Source organism: Psychrobacillus sp. FSL W7-1457 (assembly GCF_038593405.1).
In the GTDB taxonomy this organism is placed as follows: Bacteria; Bacillota; Bacilli; order Bacillales_A; family Planococcaceae; genus Psychrobacillus.
In genome coordinates this window covers 3,196,024-3,217,826 of sequence record NZ_CP151993.1, presented here as the reverse complement: position 1 = coordinate 3,217,826, position 21,803 = coordinate 3,196,024, and the positions used below count along the sequence as shown (strand labels likewise).

At 36.5% G+C, this 21,803-nt stretch carries 21 protein-coding genes; 16 read left to right on the top strand and 5 right to left on the bottom strand.

The features are described 5' to 3' along the window. The first annotated feature begins 153 nt into the window (after positions 1-153). Together NSQ95_RS15835 and NSQ95_RS15830 are read left to right on the top strand one after the other, a co-directional pair. Positions 154-834, top strand: coding sequence for a TIGR02206 family membrane protein (locus tag NSQ95_RS15835; protein WP_340882159.1), 681 nt, complete (start codon positions 154-156; stop codon positions 832-834). A 96-nt stretch (positions 835-930) separates the two neighbouring features. Next, the gene (locus NSQ95_RS15830; protein ID WP_342559937.1) at positions 931-1,398 is read left to right on the top strand and encodes a hypothetical protein; all 468 of its coding nucleotides are present in this window, start codon (positions 931-933) and stop codon (positions 1,396-1,398) included. 241 nt (positions 1,399-1,639) lie between these two features. Here NSQ95_RS15830 and NSQ95_RS15825 read toward each other — a convergent pair whose 3' ends face one another. Further along, positions 1,640-2,602, bottom strand: coding sequence for an alpha/beta hydrolase (locus NSQ95_RS15825; protein ID WP_342559936.1), 963 nt, complete (start codon positions 2,600-2,602; stop codon positions 1,640-1,642). A 206-nt stretch (positions 2,603-2,808) separates the two neighbouring features. Here NSQ95_RS15825 and NSQ95_RS15820 point away from each other — a divergent pair, with 206 nt between their 5' ends. Genes NSQ95_RS15820 through rbsB form a run of 6 tightly spaced genes read left to right on the top strand, consistent with a single transcriptional unit; the run spans position 2,809 to position 8,440 of the window. Continuing rightward, positions 2,809-3,792: a LacI family DNA-binding transcriptional regulator gene (locus tag NSQ95_RS15820; protein WP_340882163.1), complete on the top strand. Its 984-nt coding sequence runs from the start codon at positions 2,809-2,811 to the stop codon at positions 3,790-3,792. Then, positions 3,789-4,673: a ribokinase gene (rbsK, locus tag NSQ95_RS15815; RefSeq protein ID WP_342559935.1), complete on the top strand. Its 885-nt coding sequence runs from the start codon at positions 3,789-3,791 to the stop codon at positions 4,671-4,673. The genes NSQ95_RS15820 and rbsK overlap by 4 nt, the downstream gene beginning before the upstream one ends. Continuing rightward, positions 4,670-5,059 (top strand): D-ribose pyranase, encoded by a 390-nt coding sequence (gene rbsD, locus NSQ95_RS15810; RefSeq protein ID WP_342559934.1) that lies wholly within the window; start codon positions 4,670-4,672, stop codon positions 5,057-5,059. Before rbsK ends, rbsD begins: the two co-directional genes overlap by 4 nt. A 14-nt stretch (positions 5,060-5,073) precedes the next feature. Beyond that, positions 5,074-6,570 carry a sugar ABC transporter ATP-binding protein gene (locus NSQ95_RS15805; protein WP_342559933.1) on the top strand — a complete coding sequence of 499 codons (1,497 nt, stop codon included), beginning with the start codon at positions 5,074-5,076 and terminating at the stop codon, positions 6,568-6,570. Then, positions 6,557-7,498, top strand: coding sequence for a ribose ABC transporter permease (gene rbsC / locus NSQ95_RS15800; protein WP_169360416.1), 942 nt, complete (start codon positions 6,557-6,559; stop codon positions 7,496-7,498). The genes NSQ95_RS15805 and rbsC overlap by 14 nt, the downstream gene beginning before the upstream one ends. Before the next feature lie 15 nt (positions 7,499-7,513). Next, a complete protein-coding gene (gene rbsB / locus NSQ95_RS15795) occupies positions 7,514-8,440 on the top strand; it encodes a ribose ABC transporter substrate-binding protein RbsB (RefSeq protein ID WP_342559932.1) in 927 nt (308 codons plus the stop codon). A gap of 105 nt (positions 8,441-8,545) precedes the next feature. On the opposite strand, the gene NSQ95_RS15790 is transcribed toward rbsB, so the two are convergent. Continuing rightward, positions 8,546-8,806: a hypothetical protein gene (locus NSQ95_RS15790; protein WP_342559931.1), complete on the bottom strand. Its 261-nt coding sequence runs from the start codon at positions 8,804-8,806 to the stop codon at positions 8,546-8,548. Positions 8,807-9,234: 428 nt separating this feature from the next. Next, complete coding sequence (locus NSQ95_RS15785) at positions 9,235-9,678, bottom strand: NUDIX domain-containing protein (protein WP_342559930.1); 444 nt, start codon at positions 9,676-9,678, stop codon at positions 9,235-9,237. 329 nt (positions 9,679-10,007) lie between these two features. Here NSQ95_RS15785 and NSQ95_RS15780 point away from each other — a divergent pair, with 329 nt between their 5' ends. Beyond that, positions 10,008-12,812, top strand: coding sequence for an ATP-binding protein (locus NSQ95_RS15780; RefSeq protein WP_342559929.1), 2,805 nt, complete (start codon positions 10,008-10,010; stop codon positions 12,810-12,812). A 12-nt stretch (positions 12,813-12,824) separates the two neighbouring features. Next, on the top strand, positions 12,825-13,682 hold the full coding sequence (locus NSQ95_RS15775; RefSeq protein ID WP_342559928.1) for a protein-glutamate O-methyltransferase CheR: 858 nt from the start codon (positions 12,825-12,827) through the stop codon (positions 13,680-13,682). A gap of 152 nt (positions 13,683-13,834) precedes the next feature. Here the strand turns inward: NSQ95_RS15775 and NSQ95_RS15770 are convergent, their stop codons facing one another. Next, entirely contained in the window at positions 13,835-14,971 is a 1,137-nt protein-coding gene (locus tag NSQ95_RS15770) for a fused response regulator/phosphatase (RefSeq protein ID WP_342559927.1), read from the bottom strand. Positions 14,972-15,493: 522 nt separating this feature from the next. On the opposite strand from NSQ95_RS15770, the gene NSQ95_RS15765 reads away from it, so the two are divergent. Together NSQ95_RS15765 and NSQ95_RS15760 are read left to right on the top strand one after the other, a co-directional pair. Next, complete coding sequence (locus tag NSQ95_RS15765; protein ID WP_342559926.1) at positions 15,494-15,970, top strand: NUDIX domain-containing protein; 477 nt, start codon at positions 15,494-15,496, stop codon at positions 15,968-15,970. A gap of 74 nt (positions 15,971-16,044) precedes the next feature. Further along, positions 16,045-16,197, top strand: coding sequence for a DUF1540 domain-containing protein (locus NSQ95_RS15760; protein ID WP_144541288.1), 153 nt, complete (start codon positions 16,045-16,047; stop codon positions 16,195-16,197). 107 nt (positions 16,198-16,304) lie between these two features. Here NSQ95_RS15760 and NSQ95_RS15755 read toward each other — a convergent pair whose 3' ends face one another. Continuing rightward, positions 16,305-17,759, bottom strand: coding sequence for a phospholipase D family protein (locus NSQ95_RS15755; protein ID WP_342559925.1), 1,455 nt, complete (start codon positions 17,757-17,759; stop codon positions 16,305-16,307). A 205-nt stretch (positions 17,760-17,964) separates the two neighbouring features. Between NSQ95_RS15755 and NSQ95_RS15750 the strand changes: the two genes are divergently transcribed. Genes NSQ95_RS15750 through NSQ95_RS15735 form a run of 4 tightly spaced genes read left to right on the top strand, consistent with a single transcriptional unit; the run spans position 17,965 to position 21,800 of the window. Further along, complete coding sequence (locus tag NSQ95_RS15750; protein ID WP_342560827.1) at positions 17,965-18,942, top strand: ABC transporter substrate-binding protein; 978 nt, start codon at positions 17,965-17,967, stop codon at positions 18,940-18,942. An 18-nt stretch (positions 18,943-18,960) separates the two neighbouring features. After that, entirely contained in the window at positions 18,961-19,968 is a 1,008-nt protein-coding gene (locus NSQ95_RS15745) for an iron ABC transporter permease (RefSeq protein WP_342559924.1), read from the top strand. A 25-nt stretch (positions 19,969-19,993) separates the two neighbouring features. Beyond that, entirely contained in the window at positions 19,994-20,992 is a 999-nt protein-coding gene (locus tag NSQ95_RS15740) for an iron ABC transporter permease (RefSeq protein WP_342560826.1), read from the top strand. 10 nt (positions 20,993-21,002) lie between these two features. Further along, positions 21,003-21,800: an ABC transporter ATP-binding protein gene (locus tag NSQ95_RS15735; RefSeq protein ID WP_340882187.1), complete on the top strand. Its 798-nt coding sequence runs from the start codon at positions 21,003-21,005 to the stop codon at positions 21,798-21,800. Positions 21,801-21,803 lie beyond the last annotated feature (3 nt).

The window sequence follows — 21,803 nt, the reverse complement described above, 5'->3', positions numbered from 1 at the left end:
AAAATCGGTCGGTTCCAGCAAATAATCGGTCGGTCCCCATAAAAAATAGGTTCCCACAAATATTTACTGCTTCAATATTAACCAAATAGATAAAGGTAAATACTCTAGCTAACTCGAATAGTATTATAGTAATAAAATTGGGTGGTGAGTTAGTTGGAAGAGCGATTTATCATGTTTTCAGTCGAGCATTGGAGTGCGATAGCTGCATTTATTCTTTTCATACTTCTTCTTTTTTTCACAAGGAATCGTTGGCCACAATCTGAGAAGGGGATTCTTCGAGGTGAACGTCTATTTGGCTTGTCGTTGTTAGTGATGGATATTTTATATCATATTTGGCTCATTCAAACAGACAGATGGGAGCTAAGGAATTCACTGCCTCTTGAACTATGCAGTATTAGCCTTCTACTGACAATCGTTCTGCTATGGACGGGTAATCGTTTAGTTTATCAGTTTGTTTTTTTTGCGGGCATAGGTGGTGCAATACAGGCCATGATTACACCTGTATTGGATATGAATTACCCTCACTTTAGATATTTTCATTTTTTTTATACACATGCGGGGATCATACTGGCAGCGTTCTACTTTACTTGGGTCAAAGGATATCGACCGACCTTTAAGGGAATTCTTACAACGATGCTTGCCTTAAATATTTTGCTACCATTTGTTTTTTGGATTAACTCTCTTGTGGACGGAAACTATATGTTTCTACAAAGGAAGCCAGCTGGAGGAAGTTTGTTGGATTTCCTTGGGCCATATCCGTACTATATTCTATCATTAGAATTTGTTGCATTTATAATATTCATATTTTTATGGTTTCTTTTTAAGAAAAAGTAAATTAAACTTATATCTTGGAAGTTGAAATTTTTAAAATAGGTAGAACTTTTTACTTGTTTTTCCGTCTAATCACTTACCAAGAAAGGATGATTGAATATGAAACAACTACTTTCAAATAAAATGTCTATGCTTCTCCTTACAACTTTAGGAGCACTTTTACTGTTAGGTGCTTGTAGCGACGAGCCGAAGGAAGAAGAGGCAAAGGAAGAGTCAAAAGAAATGCTAGCCTACGTAAGAGACTTCGATCTTGCAAATAAAAGTCTAATCATTGATGAAGTAGAGTGGATTGAGGAATCCGATACAGATCGTATCAAGGAACTAGGGCTAGATACGGAAAAGGATTTAGCTACTGGATTTATGATTTACGATGAATCACAAAAGGCAGAAAGCTTAAAGCTAGCGGAAAATGCTGAGTTCTATTTGGTTAATCAAGACGATACAGCCAAACCAAAGCAAGTAGAGGAAAAGGAATTCGTTTCTTATTTAGCAGTTGTAAAAGGACCATATGATATAACTTTAGAAGATGGAGTTGTAGTGAAGGTCTCTGAAAAATATACTCCATAAATGGATAGAGGATGGGACAAAAATCTCATCAAAATAATATATAGTTGTTTTCCGTTACAGCGGACGCTTTCCGGGGGCACGGCTTCAATCTCCTCGTCGCTTTGCTTCTGCGGGGCTTTCAGCTCGCGCTGTTCCCCCAGGAGTCGCCGCCTCCTCTCCAAACAACGATAATTGAGAAGAAATTAGTTACTCTTTAAAATGTAAAGACGTGAATTAGTTATTTCCCTACCCTCCAAAAATTCTACTCCATCCTCTTTATAAATTCCCTCACCTCATCACTAATTGTTTCCGATTGGGTCCAATGTAAATAATGATGACCTTCTAAAGGAACAAGCTTACTTAAAGTGCTATCTTTTAATTGGGTTTCATAAAAAGTAATATTCGATTTACCGTCCTCATTTGTTTTTTCGGTGTCACTCGTAAATATCATGACAGGCAAATCTGGAGGAAAGGTAAGTTCCTTTGTTAACTCCATATTTTCTTGGATAAGGTTGGTTTCATTAATGACATTTCGGTTATATCCACTCCAGGATGAAATAAGCTTAGTCATCTTTAAGTTTTCTTTAGAATATGTACTTTCCGCTGCTATTGGTAAAAAACTATCAGGGGTAATGTACATAGCCAATCGCGCCAACCCACTAGGAGCAATAATGCTTAAAGCCTTTGGCATGGTGGGAGCATCTTCTTCAAAGTACTCAAGAGCCTGGGGCAAGGTTGGATCAATGCCGATGATCGCTTTTATCTCTTCAGGGTACTTGTTCGCATAATACATGCTATAAACACCTGAAATAGAATGTGGCATGAGAATATATGGTTCTTGAATATCTAACTGTAATATAGCAGTCCTTATTTCCTCTGTGATGTTTTCCACGCTACGTTTTTTATCAGTTTTCTCACTCCAGCCGTATCCAAATGGCTCTACAACAATAACTCTATTGTCTACTGATAGTTCTTTCACTAGTGGCTCGAAGTCAAGGGCAGGGGCAGCAGTTCCGAGTCCCGTCCATAAAACAATTGTGTTATCTCCTGCTCCTTTTTCATAGACATGCATTTCTTTTCCATCTACCTCAACGTGCTGGCCAATTGCTTCATATTTGTTTTTTTCATATAAAGACATGATCTGATGACCAACAAACCATAGAACAAATAGAGCAACCACTCCTAAAACAATATGCTTCGTAATCTTCCATATCTTAAAAATCATAGGTTTCATCCTTTAGTTTTATTTTTATATTCAATGAATATTACGAATAATAGGTCTTTAAGTTCCTTGAAGGCTAGAGAACGCACTGTTATACAACAAAAATGTAGGGGAGGGAAAGTGTAGTATAATTTTTTATTGACAGTTTGAAAACTCCTTGTTATATTGTGTGTAACCGGTTACACATTTAAAGGAGAAGGGGAAAACAGATGGCAAACATTAGAGACGTAGCAAAAGAAGCTGGTGTTTCCGTTGCTTCTGTATCCCGTTATTTAAATAGAAAAGGGTATATCAGTGAAGATACAAAGCTCAAGATTAAAAGAGCTATTGAAAAATTAGAATATATACCTAACCAAGTAGCAAGATCTTTAACGACAAAGCAAACAAACTTTATAGGGTTAATTGTTCCAGATATTACGAATCCATTCTTTCCAGAGCTCGCTCGAGCGGTTGAAGATATCGCATTATCTTATGGATATACAGTAGTTTTGTGTAATTCTGATGAAAAATCTGAAAAAGAAATACATTATATAGATACTTTAAAGCAAAAATATGTAGCAGGGTTTATCGTAACGACAAACCAGCTTCGTGCAAGCCACTATGAAGATTTAAAAGTACCGCTTGTGGCATTAGATCGGATGATTCACGAATCTATTCCTACCATTTCCTCCAATAATGTGGAAGGAGCACGGATGGGAACGAATTACTTGCTGGAAAAAGGCTGCCAAAATATTGTATTTATGAGAGGGCCTAAAGGGCTCGGTCCAGCTGATGATCGATTGACTGGGTTTCTGAAGGCTGTCGAAGGAAAAACAGTACAAACTCATATTATTGAAAGTCCCTTTCATTTTGAGGAGTCAGAAAAGATTGCAAGGGAATTCTTAGCAGATATTAAGGGTGTAGACGGCATATTTGCGAGTACTGATGTATCTGCAGCGGGTGCTTTGAAGGCTGCACATTCATTAGGTATTAGTGTTCCTGACCAGCTACAAATTATGGGGTTTGATGGGATTTCACTTGGAGGAATGTTGACTCCAGGACTGACGACGGTAGCCCAAGATATATACAAAATGGGTGCTTTGGCAACCCGTGTACTCATTAAAATCATTGAAGAAATTGAGATAGAAGAAAGAGTGATTCAAGTACCTGTAGAGCTAGTGGAACGGGGAACGACAAGGAGTGGACAACGATGATTACAGTTATAGGAAGTATGAATATGGATATTGTAGTGCAAACAGACAACTTTCCCGTCCAAGGAGAAACAGTTTTAGGACAACTCTTTACGACTATCCCCGGAGGTAAGGGAGCAAACCAGGCTGTTGCGGCAGCACGCTTAGGAAGCAATGTACATATGCTTGCTAGCGTTGGAGCGGATAGCTTTGGAAGAGAATTATTAGAGGATCTTAAAGCAAATGGAGTAAATACCGATTCGGTTATGCAAACAGAGGATGCTGCCACTGGAATCGCTAATATTTTATTATCCGAAGGCGATAACAGAATTATCGTTGTCCCTGGAGCAAACTATTTGTTAACTGAGGCAAACATCAAAAGAATGAAAGAAACAATTCAGCAAAGCAAGTTTGTTATTATGCAGCTAGAAATTTCAATTCCTGTAGTGAAATACACGCTAGAGCTTTGCCGAGAGTTAAACGTCCCTGTATTGCTTAACCCTGCGCCAGCTAGTGGATTTCAGCTAGAATTCATGGACTATGTTGCGTATTTAACACCAAATGAAACTGAGTGTGAGCTAATATTTGGTCAAAATATGGAAGCAACTTTAGAGAAATATCCAAACAAGCTAATCGTTACGTTAGGTAGTGAAGGTGCTAGATATTTTAATGGAACGAACCATATACTTGTACCCGGATTTAAAACAACTGCCGTAGACACAACAGGTGCAGGTGACACATTTAACGGAGCACTGGCTCATGCACTTGGACAAGAGTTAAGTTTAGAAGAAGCGGTTCGTTACGCCAATGCATCTGCCTCTTTATCTGTAGAAAAATTTGGGGCTCAAGGCGGTATGCCAAGCCATACGGAAGTAGTAAAAAGATTAGAAGGTGTTAGCAATTGAAAAAACATGGCATATTAAATCGTGACTTAGCTGGAATTTTTGCAAAGCTAGGGCATACCGATCAAATTACAATAAGCGATTGTGGATTACCAATTCCTGATGGCGTTACGTGCATTGATTTATCTTATATCCTTGGGAAACCATCATTCGATGAAATTTTAGCAATTGTGTTAGACGATTTAGTAGTGGAAAAGGCTTATGTTGCTGCTGAGATGAAGGTCGCTAATGCAAAAATGCACTATATAGTGAATAAATCCATTGAACAAATTTCTGAAGTCTCACATGAAGAATTTAAAGCAATGACTAGACAATCTAAAGTTATTATAAGAACTGGTGAGGCTAGTCCTTATGCAAATATAATCTTACAAGCTGGTGTCATATTTTAAAGGTGGTGGAAGCAATGATTCAGATGACTGGTATTACAAAGGCCTTTAATGGAAATACGGTGTTAAATAATGTGGAATTCGAAATAGCACCAGGAGAAATTCATGCGCTAATGGGAGAGAACGGTGCAGGTAAGTCTACCTTGATGAAAATTCTTACAGGTATCTATACAAAAGATTTTGGTGAAATCACTATTAAAGGAAAACCTGTTGAATTTAAAAACCCAAAGGAAGCAGAGCAGGCTGGGATAGCAGTAATTCACCAAGAGCTTAATATTCTTCCAGATCTATCAGTGGCTGAAAACTTATTTCTTGGGAACGAAAAAACCCTTGGTAGATCGGGTATTTTAAAAACAAAAGAAATGAACAAGGCTGCTAGAGAGGTGCTGCTAAGTCTGGGCTTAGATATAGACGTAAAGACGACTGCAAGAAATCTTTCAGTTGGTAAGCAGCAAATAGTTGAAATTGCAAAGGCCATTTCTTCTAATGCAGAGGTCATCATCATGGACGAGCCGACCGCAGCATTAACCGATAGAGAAATAGAGACACTTTTTGAGACTATTAGAGCATTGCAGGCGAAAGGTGTGTCCTTCGTCTATATTTCCCACCGAATGGAAGAAATCTTTGCTATATGTGACCGCATCACTATTCTACGTGACGGAAGCTATGTAGGAGTTAGAAATATAAAAGAAACAAACTTTGATGAAATTGTACAAATGATGGTTGGAAGAGAGCTAGGCGGACGTTTTCCAGATAGAGAGTCTAAAATTGGGGATGTAAAGCTAGTAGCAAAAAACTTAACTAGAAAAGGTTACTTCGAGGATATTTCGTTTGAGTTACGAAAAGGAGAAATACTTGGTATCGCTGGGCTAATGGGGGCAGGAAGAACAGAGGTAGTTCAATCCCTATTTGGTTATAAAAAGCTCGATAGTGGAGAGCTAATACTTGATGGTAAGCAAGTGAAAATAAATACTCCGCAAGATGCGATAAAGCTCGGTTTCGGCTTCGTAACAGAGGATAGAAAATCTGAAGGATTGATTTTAGATTTCTCCGTAAAAGAAAATTTAGGTATTACAAATTTTAATAAAATATCTAAAAATGGTGTTGTGAATACGCAAAAAGAAAAAAGCCTCTATGATTCCATGGTAAAAAGACTAGGTGTACGTACTTCTGGTCCAGATCAAACCGTTAAATCATTAAGCGGAGGGAATCAACAGAAGATAGTCATTGCCAAATGGCTAGGTATTGAGCCAGACATTTTAATATTGGATGAACCGACACGCGGTGTAGACGTAGGCGCGAAAAAAGAAATTTACTCCATTGTTAACACACTCGCAGAAAATGGAGTATCTATCATTATGGTATCCTCCGAGCTTCCTGAAATCATTGGAATGGTCGATCGAGTGCTCGTGATGCATGAAGGAAAGTTAACCGGTGAAGTTACCAAAGAAGAAATGACACAAGAAAAAATAATGCATTACGCTACCGGAGGGGACAAAGTTGCTAAAATCTAGTTCACAATCAGTACTACAAAAATTAGGACCGTTGCTAGGACTTATCTTACTAGTGGTCATCATCACTATATTAAGCCCAAATTTTTTAACCGTAAATAACTTAATGAATGTACTTAGACAGGTTTCTATTAATGCGCTTATCGCGTTTGGGATGACCTTCGTTATTTTAACTGGAGGGATTGATCTATCAGTTGGATCAATTTTAGCTCTGACAGGAGCAGTTACAGCAGGATTACTTGCTAGTGGAATGGATCCAATTTTAGCTATGCTAATAGGTCTTATTTTGGGAGCTGTTCTAGGAGCAATTAACGGAATTATTATCTCTAAAGGAAATGTTGCTCCATTTATCGCTACTTTAGCAACAATGACTATATACCGAGGATTGACATTAGTTTACACAGAAGGTAGACCAATATCAGGTTTAGGCGATTCTGTATCTTTTCAAATGATTGGGAAAGGATATTTCTTAGGTATACCTGTACCAGTCGTAACAATGGCTGTTGCATTTGGAGTTCTATACTTTATCTTGAAAAAGACGACATTTGGTCGTCGAGTTTATGCGGTCGGAGGTAACGAGGAGGCTTCTCGTCTTTCTGGTATTAAGGTTGGCCGTATTAAAATATATGTTTACGCATTAACCGGTGCCCTAGCAGCACTTGCTTCTCTTATTTTAACATCTCGTTTGAATTCAGCTCAGCCTACTGCTGGTAACATGTTTGAACTAGATGCCATTGCAGCGGTAGTACTTGGTGGTACAAGCTTAACAGGTGGTCGTGGTTGGATTGTTGGAACTTTAATCGGGGCACTTATAATCGGTGTCTTGAATAATGGTCTAAATTTAATTGGGGTATCCTCCTTCTTCCAGCAAGTGGTGAAGGGTGCAGTTATATTATTAGCAGTATTAATCGATCGTAAAAAAACAGCATAAAGGAGAAATAACTTCATGAAAAAACTTTATTTTGCTTTACTGTTAATCGTATCAATGTTTCTAGCAGCATGTTCATTGGATTCACCTGGAACTGAGAAATCTGATTCTGAAAAAGGATCTACTGGTTCAGAGGGTGATTACAAAATTGGTTTATCTGTTTCAACTTTAAACAATCCATTTTTCGTAACATTAAGTGATGGAGCAGAAGCGAAAGCTAAGGAATTGGGTGCAGCCGTAACGGTAGTAGATGCACAAGATAATGCTTCTAAACAAGCAAGTGATGTAGAGGATTTAATCCAACAAGGCGTGGATTTGATTATTATTAATCCAGTTGACTCTCAAGCGGTAGTTTCATCTGTGGAATCTGCAAATGCAGCTAATATTCCGGTAGTAACAGTTGACCGTAGCTCAGAGGGTGGAGAAATAGTAGCTCATATCGCATCAGATAACGTTGCAGGTGGAGAGCTTGCAGGTGAATACTTACTTGAATTAGTTGGAGAAGGTTCAGCTGTAGTGGAATTAGAAGGTGTCGCAGGATCTTCTGCTGCTCGTGACCGCGGAGAAGGATTTAACAATGTTGCCGATGGTAAATTAGACGTAGTAGCAAAGCAAACTGCTAACTTTAACCGTGCAGAAGGCTTAACAGTAATGGAAAACATTCTTCAAGCTAATCCAGACATCAAAGGTGTATTTGCTCACAACGATGAAATGGCACTAGGAGCTTTAGAAGCAATAGAATCTGCAGGAAAAGACATAATTGTCATCGGTTTTGATGCTACTGATGATGCTGTAAAATCTGTAGAAAACGGTAAGCTTGCTGGTACAATTGCACAAAAGCCAGAACAAATTGGTGAAAAGGCAATGGAAGCAGCTATCAAAGCATTAAAAGGAGAAGAAGTGGAAGCTTCTATCCCAGTTGACCTTGAGTTAATCAAAAAATAATATGTGAAGATTCTAGACTGCATACCCACTCAAAGAAATTTGAGGCGTGTATGCAGTTTTTTTATGTCTATGGTAAAGGTAGAGAATGAATTTAAATCACTTTCATTAGTTAAAAAAGAAGATGTAAATTATAATCAGTAAGGAAATCGCTATGATAGATTTAATAAATAATATTTTTTTACTTATACCAGCTTTCCCTTCTAGATAATTTAAGTAAATCATTGTTAAAGGAAAACCTAACAATGCAAATGAAGAATTCCCACCGACGGTTTCAACATATTTGAATAATCCTACTACAATAATGAGAAGTCCTAGTGTACCAATAGACATATTAAAATATAAAGTGCCTCTATCCTTTTCCTCCATTTATTCTCCCCCAATTTTGTATCTCTATTACTTATTCTAACCTCAAAAAAATTACTCCTTATCAACTTAATTGCAAGTCTAGTTTATTAAAAATAGGCCTTACTCCTAATTGAAGTGAAGCTACCCTGTTAGTTGAAAAGGAAATATTTTATATACTTCTCATTACGGAATAAATAAATAATAATGCCAAAGCAGTTCCCATTACATATTTGGAAACCTGTTTAAGTCTATCACTTTCATATGTCTTGGTTAACAAGTAAAAAAATCCGACTACCCAGATACCATCTAAAAAAAAATTAGAAATTATATTTCTAAACATATTGAAATAGAAAAATGAGTCCATTAATATTCCTCCCATACCTAAAATATTTTATTGCTTTTAACTGAACTACTTCTTGAAGTAAAGTTCCCGATAGTTTAATAAGGAATCACTCATAAGTCTTTTCTCTTTTGATATGTTTAATAAAATTGTTACCCGAAACAATAATATCCAAAATTCCCTCTGGATAAAATGGTCTTTCGCTTAATTGAGAAATTGTACGCCAAACAAGCTTGATTTTTGGAACTTCTTTATGCAAAAGATAATTCATTGTATTATTACTTGAACACCAATGGATTAAGGTGCAATCATGCCTTCTCTTCCCATCATACTGAATAATACTTTCACAAATACAAGCAAGTTGCCCAATGTTCAAAGCTAAATCAAATTCTTCAATTAGCTCCCTTTTTATAGCTTCACCTGCTGTTTCGCCGAATTCTATACTTCCACCTGGAAGACGGTAAAAACTTTCAACAAAATCACATTGCACAAGAATTTCAGTCTTATCTTCATTAACGATAATCCCTTCAGCCCTTAACAAAGGCAGATTCACATAACCAGCTCCTTAATTGTTGTATATTCACCTTCTACCTCTCTATTCAAAAATCCTTCTTCAACTAAATTGCATCTTTAGTTGAAGTGTTACATTTCACAAACAAACAATCTTATGGAAAATCAACTAGCCTTTAACGTATTCTTTTTCGTAAATAGTGCGTTACGATGGATAAAATTACCTAGCATCCAAGCCTATTTCCATTTCAAATCTCACATACATAAATATAGTTAATTAGTAAATAAATAATAAGCGGAAAAACTGTTATTTTATAACCATTTCATATAGTATTAATAGAGTGAAAAACTATAAAAAGGTAGGAATTAAACATGGGGGATAAATTAAAGCTCGGCCTACGTTCTAAAATTACTGTCGGCTACATTATTATTATTGTATGTTTATTTGCTTCCGTTATCATATTAAACAGTCAAATTCGTTCACTCCAACAAGAGAGAAATGATTTAATAAAATATAATACTGAAGTTGAAACATTGACAAATAATGTAGAAAAATTTGTTATGGATATGCAAGCTGGTCAGCGTGGCTTCATCATTACAGGTAATGAAAGTTATTTGGAGCCATACTATAAGGCTGAAGAGCAATGGCAGTTAGAGTTTGAACAGCTCTATAACTTATTAAAGGACAAGCCAAATCAGCAAGAAAAGCTAGCAGAAGTAAAAGGGACCATTGAAATATGGATGGCAGAAGCAGGAGAACGCGCTATCGTATTTAAAAGAAATAACGATGACGAATCAATTCAGCAGTTCTATGCAAATGATCGCGGTAGAGAATATATGCAATCTATTCGAAACCAGTTCAATGAGTTTAGAGAGATTGAAAGAGACTCAGCACAAAATGACGCTCAGAAATTAGATGAGCGAAATAATATGCTGACTATAGCGTTATTCGGTATTTTATTATTTGTGTCAGCTATTGCGATAACGATGGCTAGTCAGATTTCTAAATCAATTGTCAAAACGGTTAAAGATGTTACGGACACTATTAAAAAGATAGCATCCGAGAATGGCGACCGTAAAGAGAGAATAGTTGTTACTACAAATGACGAGATTAGAGACTTAGCAAATGCAACAAATGAGTTATTAGATAATCTTGAAGATAGAGAATGGCTACAAACAAGTCTTGCAGAAACAGTAACGAAATATCAAGGAGTAGGATCCATTGATAAGCTTGCTCGTGTGTTTATGTCCGAGATATCTAAACTGACCAATTCTTCTTATGGAGCATTTTATGTGAGAGAGTCTAACGAGCAAGAAACACGTTTTGTGAAGAGAGCTGCTTTTGCTGATTCTAATCCAGAGAAAGAAATTGGTAGAGAAAGCTTCCGTTTAGGACAAGGGTTAGTTGGACAATGTGCCCTTGAGAGCAAGGCATTTGTTTTCAATGAAATTCCAAACGATTATCGTTTCATTTCTACTGGACTTGGTGAAGTACCACCTAAAAGTATATTTATAGTTCCAATTTTGTTTGAAGGTGAAGTAATAGCAGTACTAGAGCTAGCAACTATGTCTGAATATGACAAGCTTCAGCAACAGCTTGTAACACAGATTGTCGAAACGTTTGGTTTATCTGTTAATAGTGTAATGGGGCGTATGGAAATCGTACGACTTCTAAACGAATCTAGAGCAATGACAGAAGAATTACAAGCACAATCAGAAGAACTACAAACACAATCTGAGGAGCTTCAAACACAATCGGAAGAGCTTCAAATGCAAACAGAAGAACTAACTCAAATAAATGAACAATTAGAGGAACGAACAAAGGATGCAGAAGCTAAAACAGAGGAACTAGAAAAAATTCGTCAAGAATTAGAAGAAAAAGCGGAACAGTTAACGCTTCATTCCAATTATAAATCAGAGTTTCTAGCAAATATGTCACACGAATTACGGACACCATTGAACAGTATTTTAATACTTTCAGAAATGCTTTCAGAAAACGGAAAAGAGAATTTAACTGAAGACGAGGTAGAGTTTGCGAGAGTTATTCATTCGTCTGGTGAAGATCTTCTATCCTTAATCAATGATATTTTAGATCTTTCCAAAGTAGAGGCAGGGAAGATTGACGTATTATTTGAGGAAGTTAATTTAAGCGAGCTTCCGACTCAAATGGATCATATATTCTCACCGGTTGCACAAAAGAAAAACCTAGAGTTCCAGGTAACGAAGGAACAAGGTGTACCGGATATTTTCTTCACAGATGAAAAACGATTCCAACAAATTATTAAGAATCTATTATCCAATGCGTTCAAATTTACAGAAAAAGGACACGTGGATTTAACGATCAAGCAGTTGGAAGCTAAAAAACAAACTAGACAAATGCAAGAAATCAGTAAAGAATGGATTGAGATTTCTATTGTCGATACCGGAATAGGTATTCCTAAAGATAAGCATGATTTAATTTTTGAATCGTTCCAGCAAGCAGATGGTGCAACAGTTCGTAAATATGGAGGAACTGGTTTAGGATTATCTATTTGTAGAGAGTTTGCTAATCTTCTTGGAGGTTGGATTACTCTTCAAAGTGAGGAAGGGTTAGGTAGTACCTTTACTCTAGTTTTACCAAGTCTTCCTAATGGTCCGATTATGGAGCAGATACACGTAGGTCTAGAAGAAGTAGCTCTTACAGAGCATTCTGTGGAAGAAGTCCAAGAAGTAGTGGAGGAACATCCAACACTAGAAGAGCAAGAACAGAAGATAAAAGTCCAAGAAGAAAAGCTGGAGTCTCTACCTGAGGACGCAAATGTATTCTCAAATAAAAACGTATTAATAGTAGACGATGATTACCGAAACATTTATGCACTGAAAACAGCTTTAGAAAGAAAAGGAATTAATATCCTTGTTGCTAAAGACGGCTTAGAATGCTTAGATATAGTTCAAAGTAACTCAGAAATAGATGTGGTACTCATGGATATCATGATGCCTAATATGGATGGATATGAGACAATGTCTAGAATTAGAAATGAACTACGCCTAACAGATTTACCGATTATCGCATTAACTGCAAAAGCGATGAAAAATGATAGAGATAAATGTCTAGAAGCAGGAGCTTCTGATTACATTAGTAAACCATTAAATCTTGATCAATTATTCTCAGTTCTTCGAGTTTGGTTAGCATCTTAAGGGAGTAATGATATGGACAATTACTATGAAAATGGAGAGCTCGAAGGAGTTAATATTAAGTATGAGGAATTGGAAGTAGACTTTCTTCTAGAAGCGATATATCGTTTATCAGGATTTGATTTTCGACAGTATAATAAATCTTCTATTTCACGCCGAATACACAATCGAATGAAGATAAATGGCATTTCAACAATAACTGGCTTGCTAGAAAAAGTTATCCATGAAGAGGGTTACTTAGAGCAGTTGTTGAATGACTTTTCGATTAATGTAACAGAAATGTTCCGTAATCCAAGCTTTTTTAAGGCGTTTAGAGAAGAAGTAGTTCCAATTCTAAGAGAATACCCTGAAATCCGCATATGGCATGCAGGTTGTGCAACTGGAGAAGAGGTATACTCAATGGCCATCTTATTAGAAGAAGAAGGGCTGAAGGATAAAGCAGTCATTTATGCCACTGATATGAACGAGCAAGTGTTGGACAAGGCTAGCAAGGGGATTTTCCCAATTCAAAAGATGCAAGCATATACGAAAAACTATATGCTTGCTGGTGGGAATAAAGCCTTTTCTGAATACTATCAGGCAGACTATCAACATGCTTACTTTCATCCATCACTTTTAGAAAATATTATCTTTGCCCAGCATAATCTAGTAACTGATCAGTCATTCAATGAATTTCATGTAATCATTTGCCGGAATGTACTCATTTACTTTAACTCTGAATTACAGGAGCAAGTGCAGGAATTGTTTTATCAAAGCTTAAGTCCTGAAGGAGTTTTAGGCTTAGGTGATAAAGAAACCTTGAAGTTTTCGCGTGTAATGGAAAACTATCAAGAATTAGTTGGTAGCGAAAGAATCTATCAAAGATTTAAATAAAAAGAGGAAAACGTGAAATCAAGATATTTGATTTCACGTTTTTTGAAGTTAAAAGGGTTTATCATATAGCTCATTTTTGTCGGTATTAAAAAAAGTAACATAAAAAAAGCTTCGAAGATTTATTGTTTGTAAAATCTTCGAAGCTTTTTATTTTATTTACACTGAATCATTAAGACACACATGTCATCCGGTTGATCCTGTTGTTTTTCCTTCGGTAATAGATTATCAATTAAGGCATGAGAATGATCCCATTTTTTAGATGTTAATATTTCAATTTGCTTTTCAGACTCTATCTCATCAGGTCCCATTCCTTCTAGAACACCATCTGTGTATAAAACAATTTGAATATCCTTTTCATACGTAATTACTTCTTTTTTTATTTCAATTTCATCAAAGAAACCTACTGCACAGCAACCTTTAGTTAAGGGAACAACAGTTTCATCATCAACTAAAGCAAATCCAGGTGGATGCCCGGCATTGACGTATTCTATCGTTTTTTGATCCGTATCTACAACCATATAAACAGCAGTAAAATAATATGGTATGCCAACCTTTTCATTATGTATCAAAACCATATAGCGATTTAGCTCTTTAATTACAAGCTCTGGCTCTACTAATTGTTTAATGGCCTCTCTTAATACAGAGGATATGAACATACATACTAGAGAAGCAGATATACCATGCCCCATCATATCGAGTAATATAACTGCATATCGATTGTCACTTATTTTATGCCAATAATACATATCTCCGGCTAAATTAAAGGAGGGGAGGTAGGACACTTCGATTTGAATATCATCTTGTTTTAGAGGTGGGCTTAATAGGCTTCTTTGTACATGAGTAGCTAAATCTAATTCATACTGGATTTTGTTTTCATGCTGCTTATGCCAATCTAACTCTGCTTTTAGTCGAAGGGCTACTCTAATTCTAGCTAATAGCTCTACTTTGTTGATCGGCTTCGTTATATAATCACTGCCACCGACATCCAATGCCTCTGCTAATTTCTTCTTATCCTCTAAGGCTGTTACAAAAATAATTTGTATATCCTTATAACGTTCTTGCTGTTTAATCCGTCTACAAGCTTCAAGTCCATCTATTTCAGGCATCATAATATCTAGTAAAATTAAATCTACCGAATTACAGGTTGGATTCTGCTCATTGATCTGTAAATAGTCAAATAGTTCCTGAGCTGATTTAAGTGATACAGTATCTTTATAACCAGCACTATCTAACATTTTTTCTATTACAAATAGATTGACCGTGTTGTCATCTACCAGTAAAATAGTCATCGCTTTTTCCCCCTGTAGCTAATAAAGCCAATCTTAGTTTCTATACGAATATTCTTCCCTTTTTATTATACAAAAGATTATACGTATGCGGTATTTAAATGACTTTAAATGACAAATATTAACATGGAGTATATTTCTCTAGCAGAGAAAAGAGATTTGAACTTTTTAAAAGAAGAATGAAAAATAGTTTTAGAAGAGGTGTAGAGGTCAATACATTCTTGGTCATCGTATCCATTAACTCATTCAAATAATAGGAGCACTGTTGATTGGAGGGGAGAGCTACGACTCCAGTATTTTAAGACCCTGAACTACCTGCCAAATCACGTGTACATACTCCCTATCCTAGTTATTTGAAGAGCAGGAGGCGACTACTGGGGAAATAGCGACGAGGAGATTAATTATTAAAGGGAGTTAAAGTATATAGATAGGGAACCTAAACTAATAACTATTTACTAGTTAATGGAAAGAAGTTAATATAATAAATATTTGCATAGTATTAGAAAATAAAAGTGGGGGTGCAAAATGGATTTATCATTCAAAACAGACGAGGGTAGGTTTAATTATCGTGTTGCAGGATTGATTATAAACGAAGGAAAGATATTGATTATGAAGGATGAAAGGTCTCCTTATTACTATGTTCCTGGAGGAAGAGTCGGCCTGCATGAAAAAAGTGAGGATGCCATTCATCGAGAAATTAGAGAAGAGCTCTCGACTGAAGTAGCTATTGACCGGCTATTGTGGATCAATGAAAATTTTTTCGAAGAGGAAGTTTCTAAAGAGAGATTTCATGAAATATGTTTTTTTTATCTTCTTTCCTTAAAAAATGATGATTTGTTAAACAAAGGAAACCAATTTACGGAAAATGAAAATGGAAAAATTAATACATATTATTGGAAAGCATTTGATGAATTACAAGAGCTAAATGTCTTTCCTCTTTTTCTAAAAGAAAAGTGTCACGACTTGCCACAACAGATCACTCATTTGGTAGAGAGTAAATAGCATGCAAATCTCTTTTTATATAGTATGACTTTTCTCTAAAAAGTTCATGCTAGTAACGAGGAGGTGTGATACTAATGGCTAAGGATGTACTTTGTGAAGTGAACAACTGTAAATTTTGGAGACAAGGGAACAAATGTAATGCAAAAGCTATTTATGTAGTTAGTCGTAAAGGGAACCAAGCTTCCAACAGTGATGAAACAGATTGTAAAACGTTTGAACCGAAGTAACTGATCTGAATGTCTATTAATACTCACCTAATCACACGTGAAATAACGTGTAAAAAAGTACAGCTAGTGATTATTTAAATCACTAGCTGTACTTATAAAAGTGAGTATTAATAAGTTGTTACTTTTGTATAGCTTTGGAGCGCATATATCCAACGCTGCCACCAAGTGAACTTGTTTTGATATTCACTAACTTCTACGGTGTACATAGCATCTTCGTTATTCCATAATCGTTGGAAATATTGCTCCATTTCTAAAGCTAGTTCACTGTCATTTGGGGCTATAATTCTTACATTACTCTCTAAATTGTAATTATCTAAAGCACGTTCTGTATAGTTTGCAGCACCACTTGAAATGACTGTATGCTCTTGTGTCTGAATCCATATAGTCTTAGTATGATACTGGCCGATTACGGTATTATACCATCGTATATTAATCTTTTCATTCGTATCCTCCAGTAACTCTTGGACGACTGGGCGATTTGGTAAGCCAGATTTTTCTCGGCCAAAGGAGTTTTCATTTGGATCTAAAATGAGATTTACCTCTACGCCTCGATTTGCAGCATCGACTAATGTATTAACAATATCCCTCTCTGCTACAAAGAACATACCTAACCAAATCTTATCTCCTTTTTTAGTATCATTTAAATCGCTTAACAAAGCATCTAGGATTTTTTTCTCTGTTAAGTATTGAGCTTGATACTCTCCTTGTCCTTCCTGGTTTTTAACCCTAGGAAGTTTTGGCCCTCCAGAAAATAGGGAAACTGCCTCTTCTGCTTCTAAAATATCATTAATGATTGGTCCATCTAACTTCAAAGCAATATTGCCGTGAAAGCCACTGGCATCGTGGGGATTAGAGGTAGTTATTATAGCGGCCTTCTCTGTTACTAAAGCCTTCCTATGGTTTGCCTTTACATTCAATAGAGTCATATAGGAAGCTATAGTCATTTTAGGTGCGTCACTTGCCATAGCATTGGCAATCCAACCTTTACCGCCAATATCGAACCATTGAAAGAAAATACGATAAATACCAGAATAAACAGGAGTAGAATCTCTTAGCTCATCTAAATCTGTATATACAATTTCAACACCTGCATCTCGCATTTTTTTAAACCATTTACTTTCGTAAGAGCCATACCCTCGATTAAGTGGATCGGTAATAAAAACGATTGGCATGTCTGGGTTAGTCTTTTTCTTTTCCGCTACAGTGGAGGAAAGTGTATCTGCTATATTAGGGAAGTCCTCATCTTCATCATAATAGCCATCCATCAAAAAGAAATCTAACACTACAAATTCCTCAGCTTCTTCAATCGTTTTATATACCTCCTCAAAAATATGGTTTTCATGAACGGTATTTGTACCTTTTTGATCTTGTGCAAAGGTCAAATCCGTTAAAAATTGTATGTTATTCGTCTTATGTAACTCACCTTCAAAGGAAACTCCTTGGGGAAGCGGTTTGAATGTATGCCACGTAATAACGGCTATGTAAATAAGAGCAAACACGCCTATTAAGGAGACAATAATGCGCTTCTTTTTGCTCCATGGCTTTTTAGTTTTTTTAGCCATGAGAAAACTCCTCCTATAAAACTTCTATTTTAAATATAATATTCCCATATTAGTAGACAGCAAAACTATTAATCTATCAAATATGTACAATTATTTAATTATTTTATGTTTTTAAAATCACTATTGTAATAAAATAAAATTTACGTTATTATGATAATGATAATCGTTATCAATTATAATGATATAGGAGATGAAACTATTGAGTATGAAAAAGTATTGGATGTTAGGTGCAACAGCTATGTTAGCACTAAGTTTAGCTGCTTGTGGAGATAAGGAAAAAGGCTCTACAGAAAAAATTGAAGTTGAAGCGGAATCATCAGAAGCTTCAGCTGATGGGTTAGATACTGAACAAACACTTACATATTTAGGGGAAGACTATGTAGTACCCTCCAAAGTAAATAATATTGTAGCAGCGAGCTTGGAGTCCATGGAAGATGCAGCTATTTTAGGTATTAAGCCAGCTGGAGTACTTGCAATTGCAAATGCAATACCTACCTATTTAGCGGATGAATTAGAGGGAGCCGCATTGGTTGGTGACAAGTTTGCACCCAATAATGAGGCTATCCTAGCTTTAGATCCAGATGTTATTTTAGGTTCTTCGAAGCATGGAGAAGAAGTTGTGACAGCATTAAATAAAATTCAAACAATGATACCTTACTCGCATGTATCTACGAACTGGAAAGAAAATCTTACTCTATTAGGACAATTAGGTGATAAAGAAGCAGAGGCAGAAAAAATTATAGCAGACTATGAGGAAAAAGCTGGACAAGCTAAAGCTGAATTAGGTGAAGCATTGAAGGATAAGGAAGCACTTGTATTACGTATACGCAAAGGAAGTATTAATGCATATCCTGAATCTATTTACTTTAACCCAGTTCTTTATAATGATTTAGGACTGAAGGTTCCAGATGTAGTTGCAAAAGCAGAGGCGCAATCAGAATTATCTCTTGAGGCTTTAGCTGAATCGAACCCGGATTACATTTTCCTTCAATTCGAAACAAGTGAAAACACAGATAATGCGGCTGCTTTAGATGAGCTTTTAGCCAATCCGATATTTGGAAGCATAGAGGCTGCGAAAAACGACCAGGTGTTTGTAAACGTAGTAGACCCTTTAGCGCAAGGTGGTACAGCATGGTCTAAAGTGAAATTCTTAGATGCAGCGATAGAGAATTTATCGAAGTAAAGTTAGGTGCGATGAATTATGAAAAACAAAAATACGTTAGCTTTAATCATTTTAATAGTTTCTCCATTGTTCATCGTACTAGCAATAGCTTTATCTATTTTATATGGTGCTAAAGATATTAGTCTATTAACAGTTTGGCAGGCGATTACGCTATTCGATGGAAATAATGTGGATCATAACATTATTATGACATCGCGATTACCACGCGTAATCGCTGCTTTATTGGTTGGAGCTTTTCTAGCTGTTGCAGGAGCAATTATGCAAGGTATAACACAAAATTATTTGGCATCTCCTTCTATAATGGGAGTAAATGATGGGTCGGCATTTGTTATTACAATAGCAATGGTCTTTTTTCCGGGACTTCCTAATTATCAAATGATTATTCTTTCGATGATAGGCTCTGCTATTGGGGCAGGTCTTGTCTTTGGTTTTGGCTCCTTGATAAAGGGTGGGCTATCACCTGTTCGATTGGCTATTATTGGAACAGTCATTGGAACATTCTTGAGCAGTATAGCTTCTGCTATTGCAATGTACTTTCAAGTGTCTCAAAGCGTTAGTGTTTGGTATAACGCAAAATTACATATAGTTAATCCTGAAATGCTTTGGCTATCTATTCCTTTCGGTTTAGTTGGGTTATTACTGGCATTAGGGGTTTCGAAGTCAATTACCATTGCCTCGTTAGGTGATGACATTGCAGTTGGTTTAGGGCAACGAACAAAAATGGTCAAAATCATAAGTATTCTTGCGGTTGTATGCTTAACTGGTACTGCAGTTGCCTTAGTAGGAAAGATAGGGTTTGTTGGATTAATAATTCCTCATATTACACGATTTCTTGTAGGGGTTGACTACAGATTTCTAATTCCATGCTCTGCAGCAATCGGAGCGGTGTTTTTAGCTTTTTGTGATGTAATTAGTCGCTTTATCAACTTTCCATTTGAGACTCCGGTTGGTGTAGTAACGGCTATTATTGGGGTTCCTTTCTTCCTTTACCTAATTCGGAGTAGAGGGGGAGCACAGCGTGCATAAAGGTCCATATATACGTTTTATCACGATGCTGTCTATCTTTGCTGGGTTGACTCTTATCGCTTTCTATTTTCACATTACTAATGGAGTCTTTGATATGACGATCCTAGAGGTTCTCAAAACTTTTTTACGAATTGATCCAAATGATAAACACGATTTGGTTATATTTGCGTTTAGATTACCAAGGATTGTCATTGCAGCCTTAGTAGGAATCGGTCTTGGGATTGCAGGAACTGTTATACAAGGAGTGACAAGGAACGGCTTGGCGGATCCTGGTATTTTAGGTATAAATGCAGGTGCAGGAGCTTCTATTGTGATTTTTATGTTCTTTTTTCAAATGACTGCTACCAATATTGCGGGAGATGGCTGGTATACGATTTTTCTAATGCCACTCTTTGGGTTTGTTGGAGGTGCGCTTGCAGCTTCAATTATTTTTATCTTTTCTTGGAAAAATGGAGTATTGGATATGCAAAGGTTGATCCTCACGGGTATTGCAATAGGTAGTGGCTTCGGAGCCTTATCCTTATATGTATCACTTAAGATGAATGCAAGTGACTATGAGATGGCTGCAGTTTGGATTTCCGGGAGTATTTATAATGCTAACTGGGCTTTCGTTTTATCCATTCTGCCTTGGGTTGTTATTCTTAGCTACGTAATCTACCTGAAAAGTCATTTGCTAGATTATCTTCAGTTGGAGGATGCCAATGTGAAGAGTCTAGGAATTTCAGTGGAAAAAGAGAAATCTATTCTATTATTATGTAGTATAGGACTTGTCAGTGCCTGTGTATCGGTGTCCGGTGGGATTGGATTCATCGGACTGATGGCACCTCATATTGCTAAAAGGTTGGTTGGCATCAAGCATAGATTTGTTGTTCCGATGAGTGGTGCAATTGGAATGTTTTTATTAGTCATCTCTGATTACATTGCTAAGACGGTTTTTGAGCCTTCCGAGCTGCCAGTAGGAATTGTCGTTGCAATCATTGGAATTCCCTACTTTTTATATTTATTAGTCAAAACAAAAGCATAGGAGGGTACCTATGATAGAGAGTATATTACGAGTTGAGGAGCTTAGCTCTGGTTATGAAAAACAAACCGTGTTCACTAATTTAAATACATCCATTAAAAAGGGAAAAATAACAACTATTATTGGTCCCAATGGCTGTGGAAAGTCAACCTTATTAAAAACGATTGGACGTATTATTCATCAAAAGAACGGAAAGGTTTTTTTACAGGAAGAAGACATGATGTCTATGCCTACAAAGGCTATTGCGAAAAGGCTTGCTATGCTTTCGCAAAGCCCTGTAGCTCCTGCTCAATTGAAGGTAGATGAGTTAATCTCCTATGGAAGGTTTCCACACCGAAAAAACATTGGAACACTATCAAAAAAAGATATTGAAGTAATTGAATGGACAATGACTGTCACTAAAACAATCGAATACCGCAATAGGGAAATTAATCAGCTATCAGGTGGTCAGCGTCAAAAGGTATGGCTTGCGATGGCACTAGCACAGGAAACAGAAATTCTCCTGCTCGATGAACCAACAACATACCTAGATATGGCCCATCAGCTAGAGATGTTGAAAATTGTGGAGCAGCTAAATAAGGAGCATCAATGTACAGTAGTGATGGTATTGCATGATATTAACCATGCTGCTCGCTTTTCGGATGAGCTTATTGCAATGAGAGGCGGAGAGATTATTACAACGGGTACTCCTAAGGAAATATTAACAAAGGAAGTTATGAAAAACGTGTTCCAAATAGATGCAAAGATAATGTTCGATGAGGAAACAGAGGCACCCGTTTGCTATGGATATGAAACTTTAGAGGAGGTTTAATAG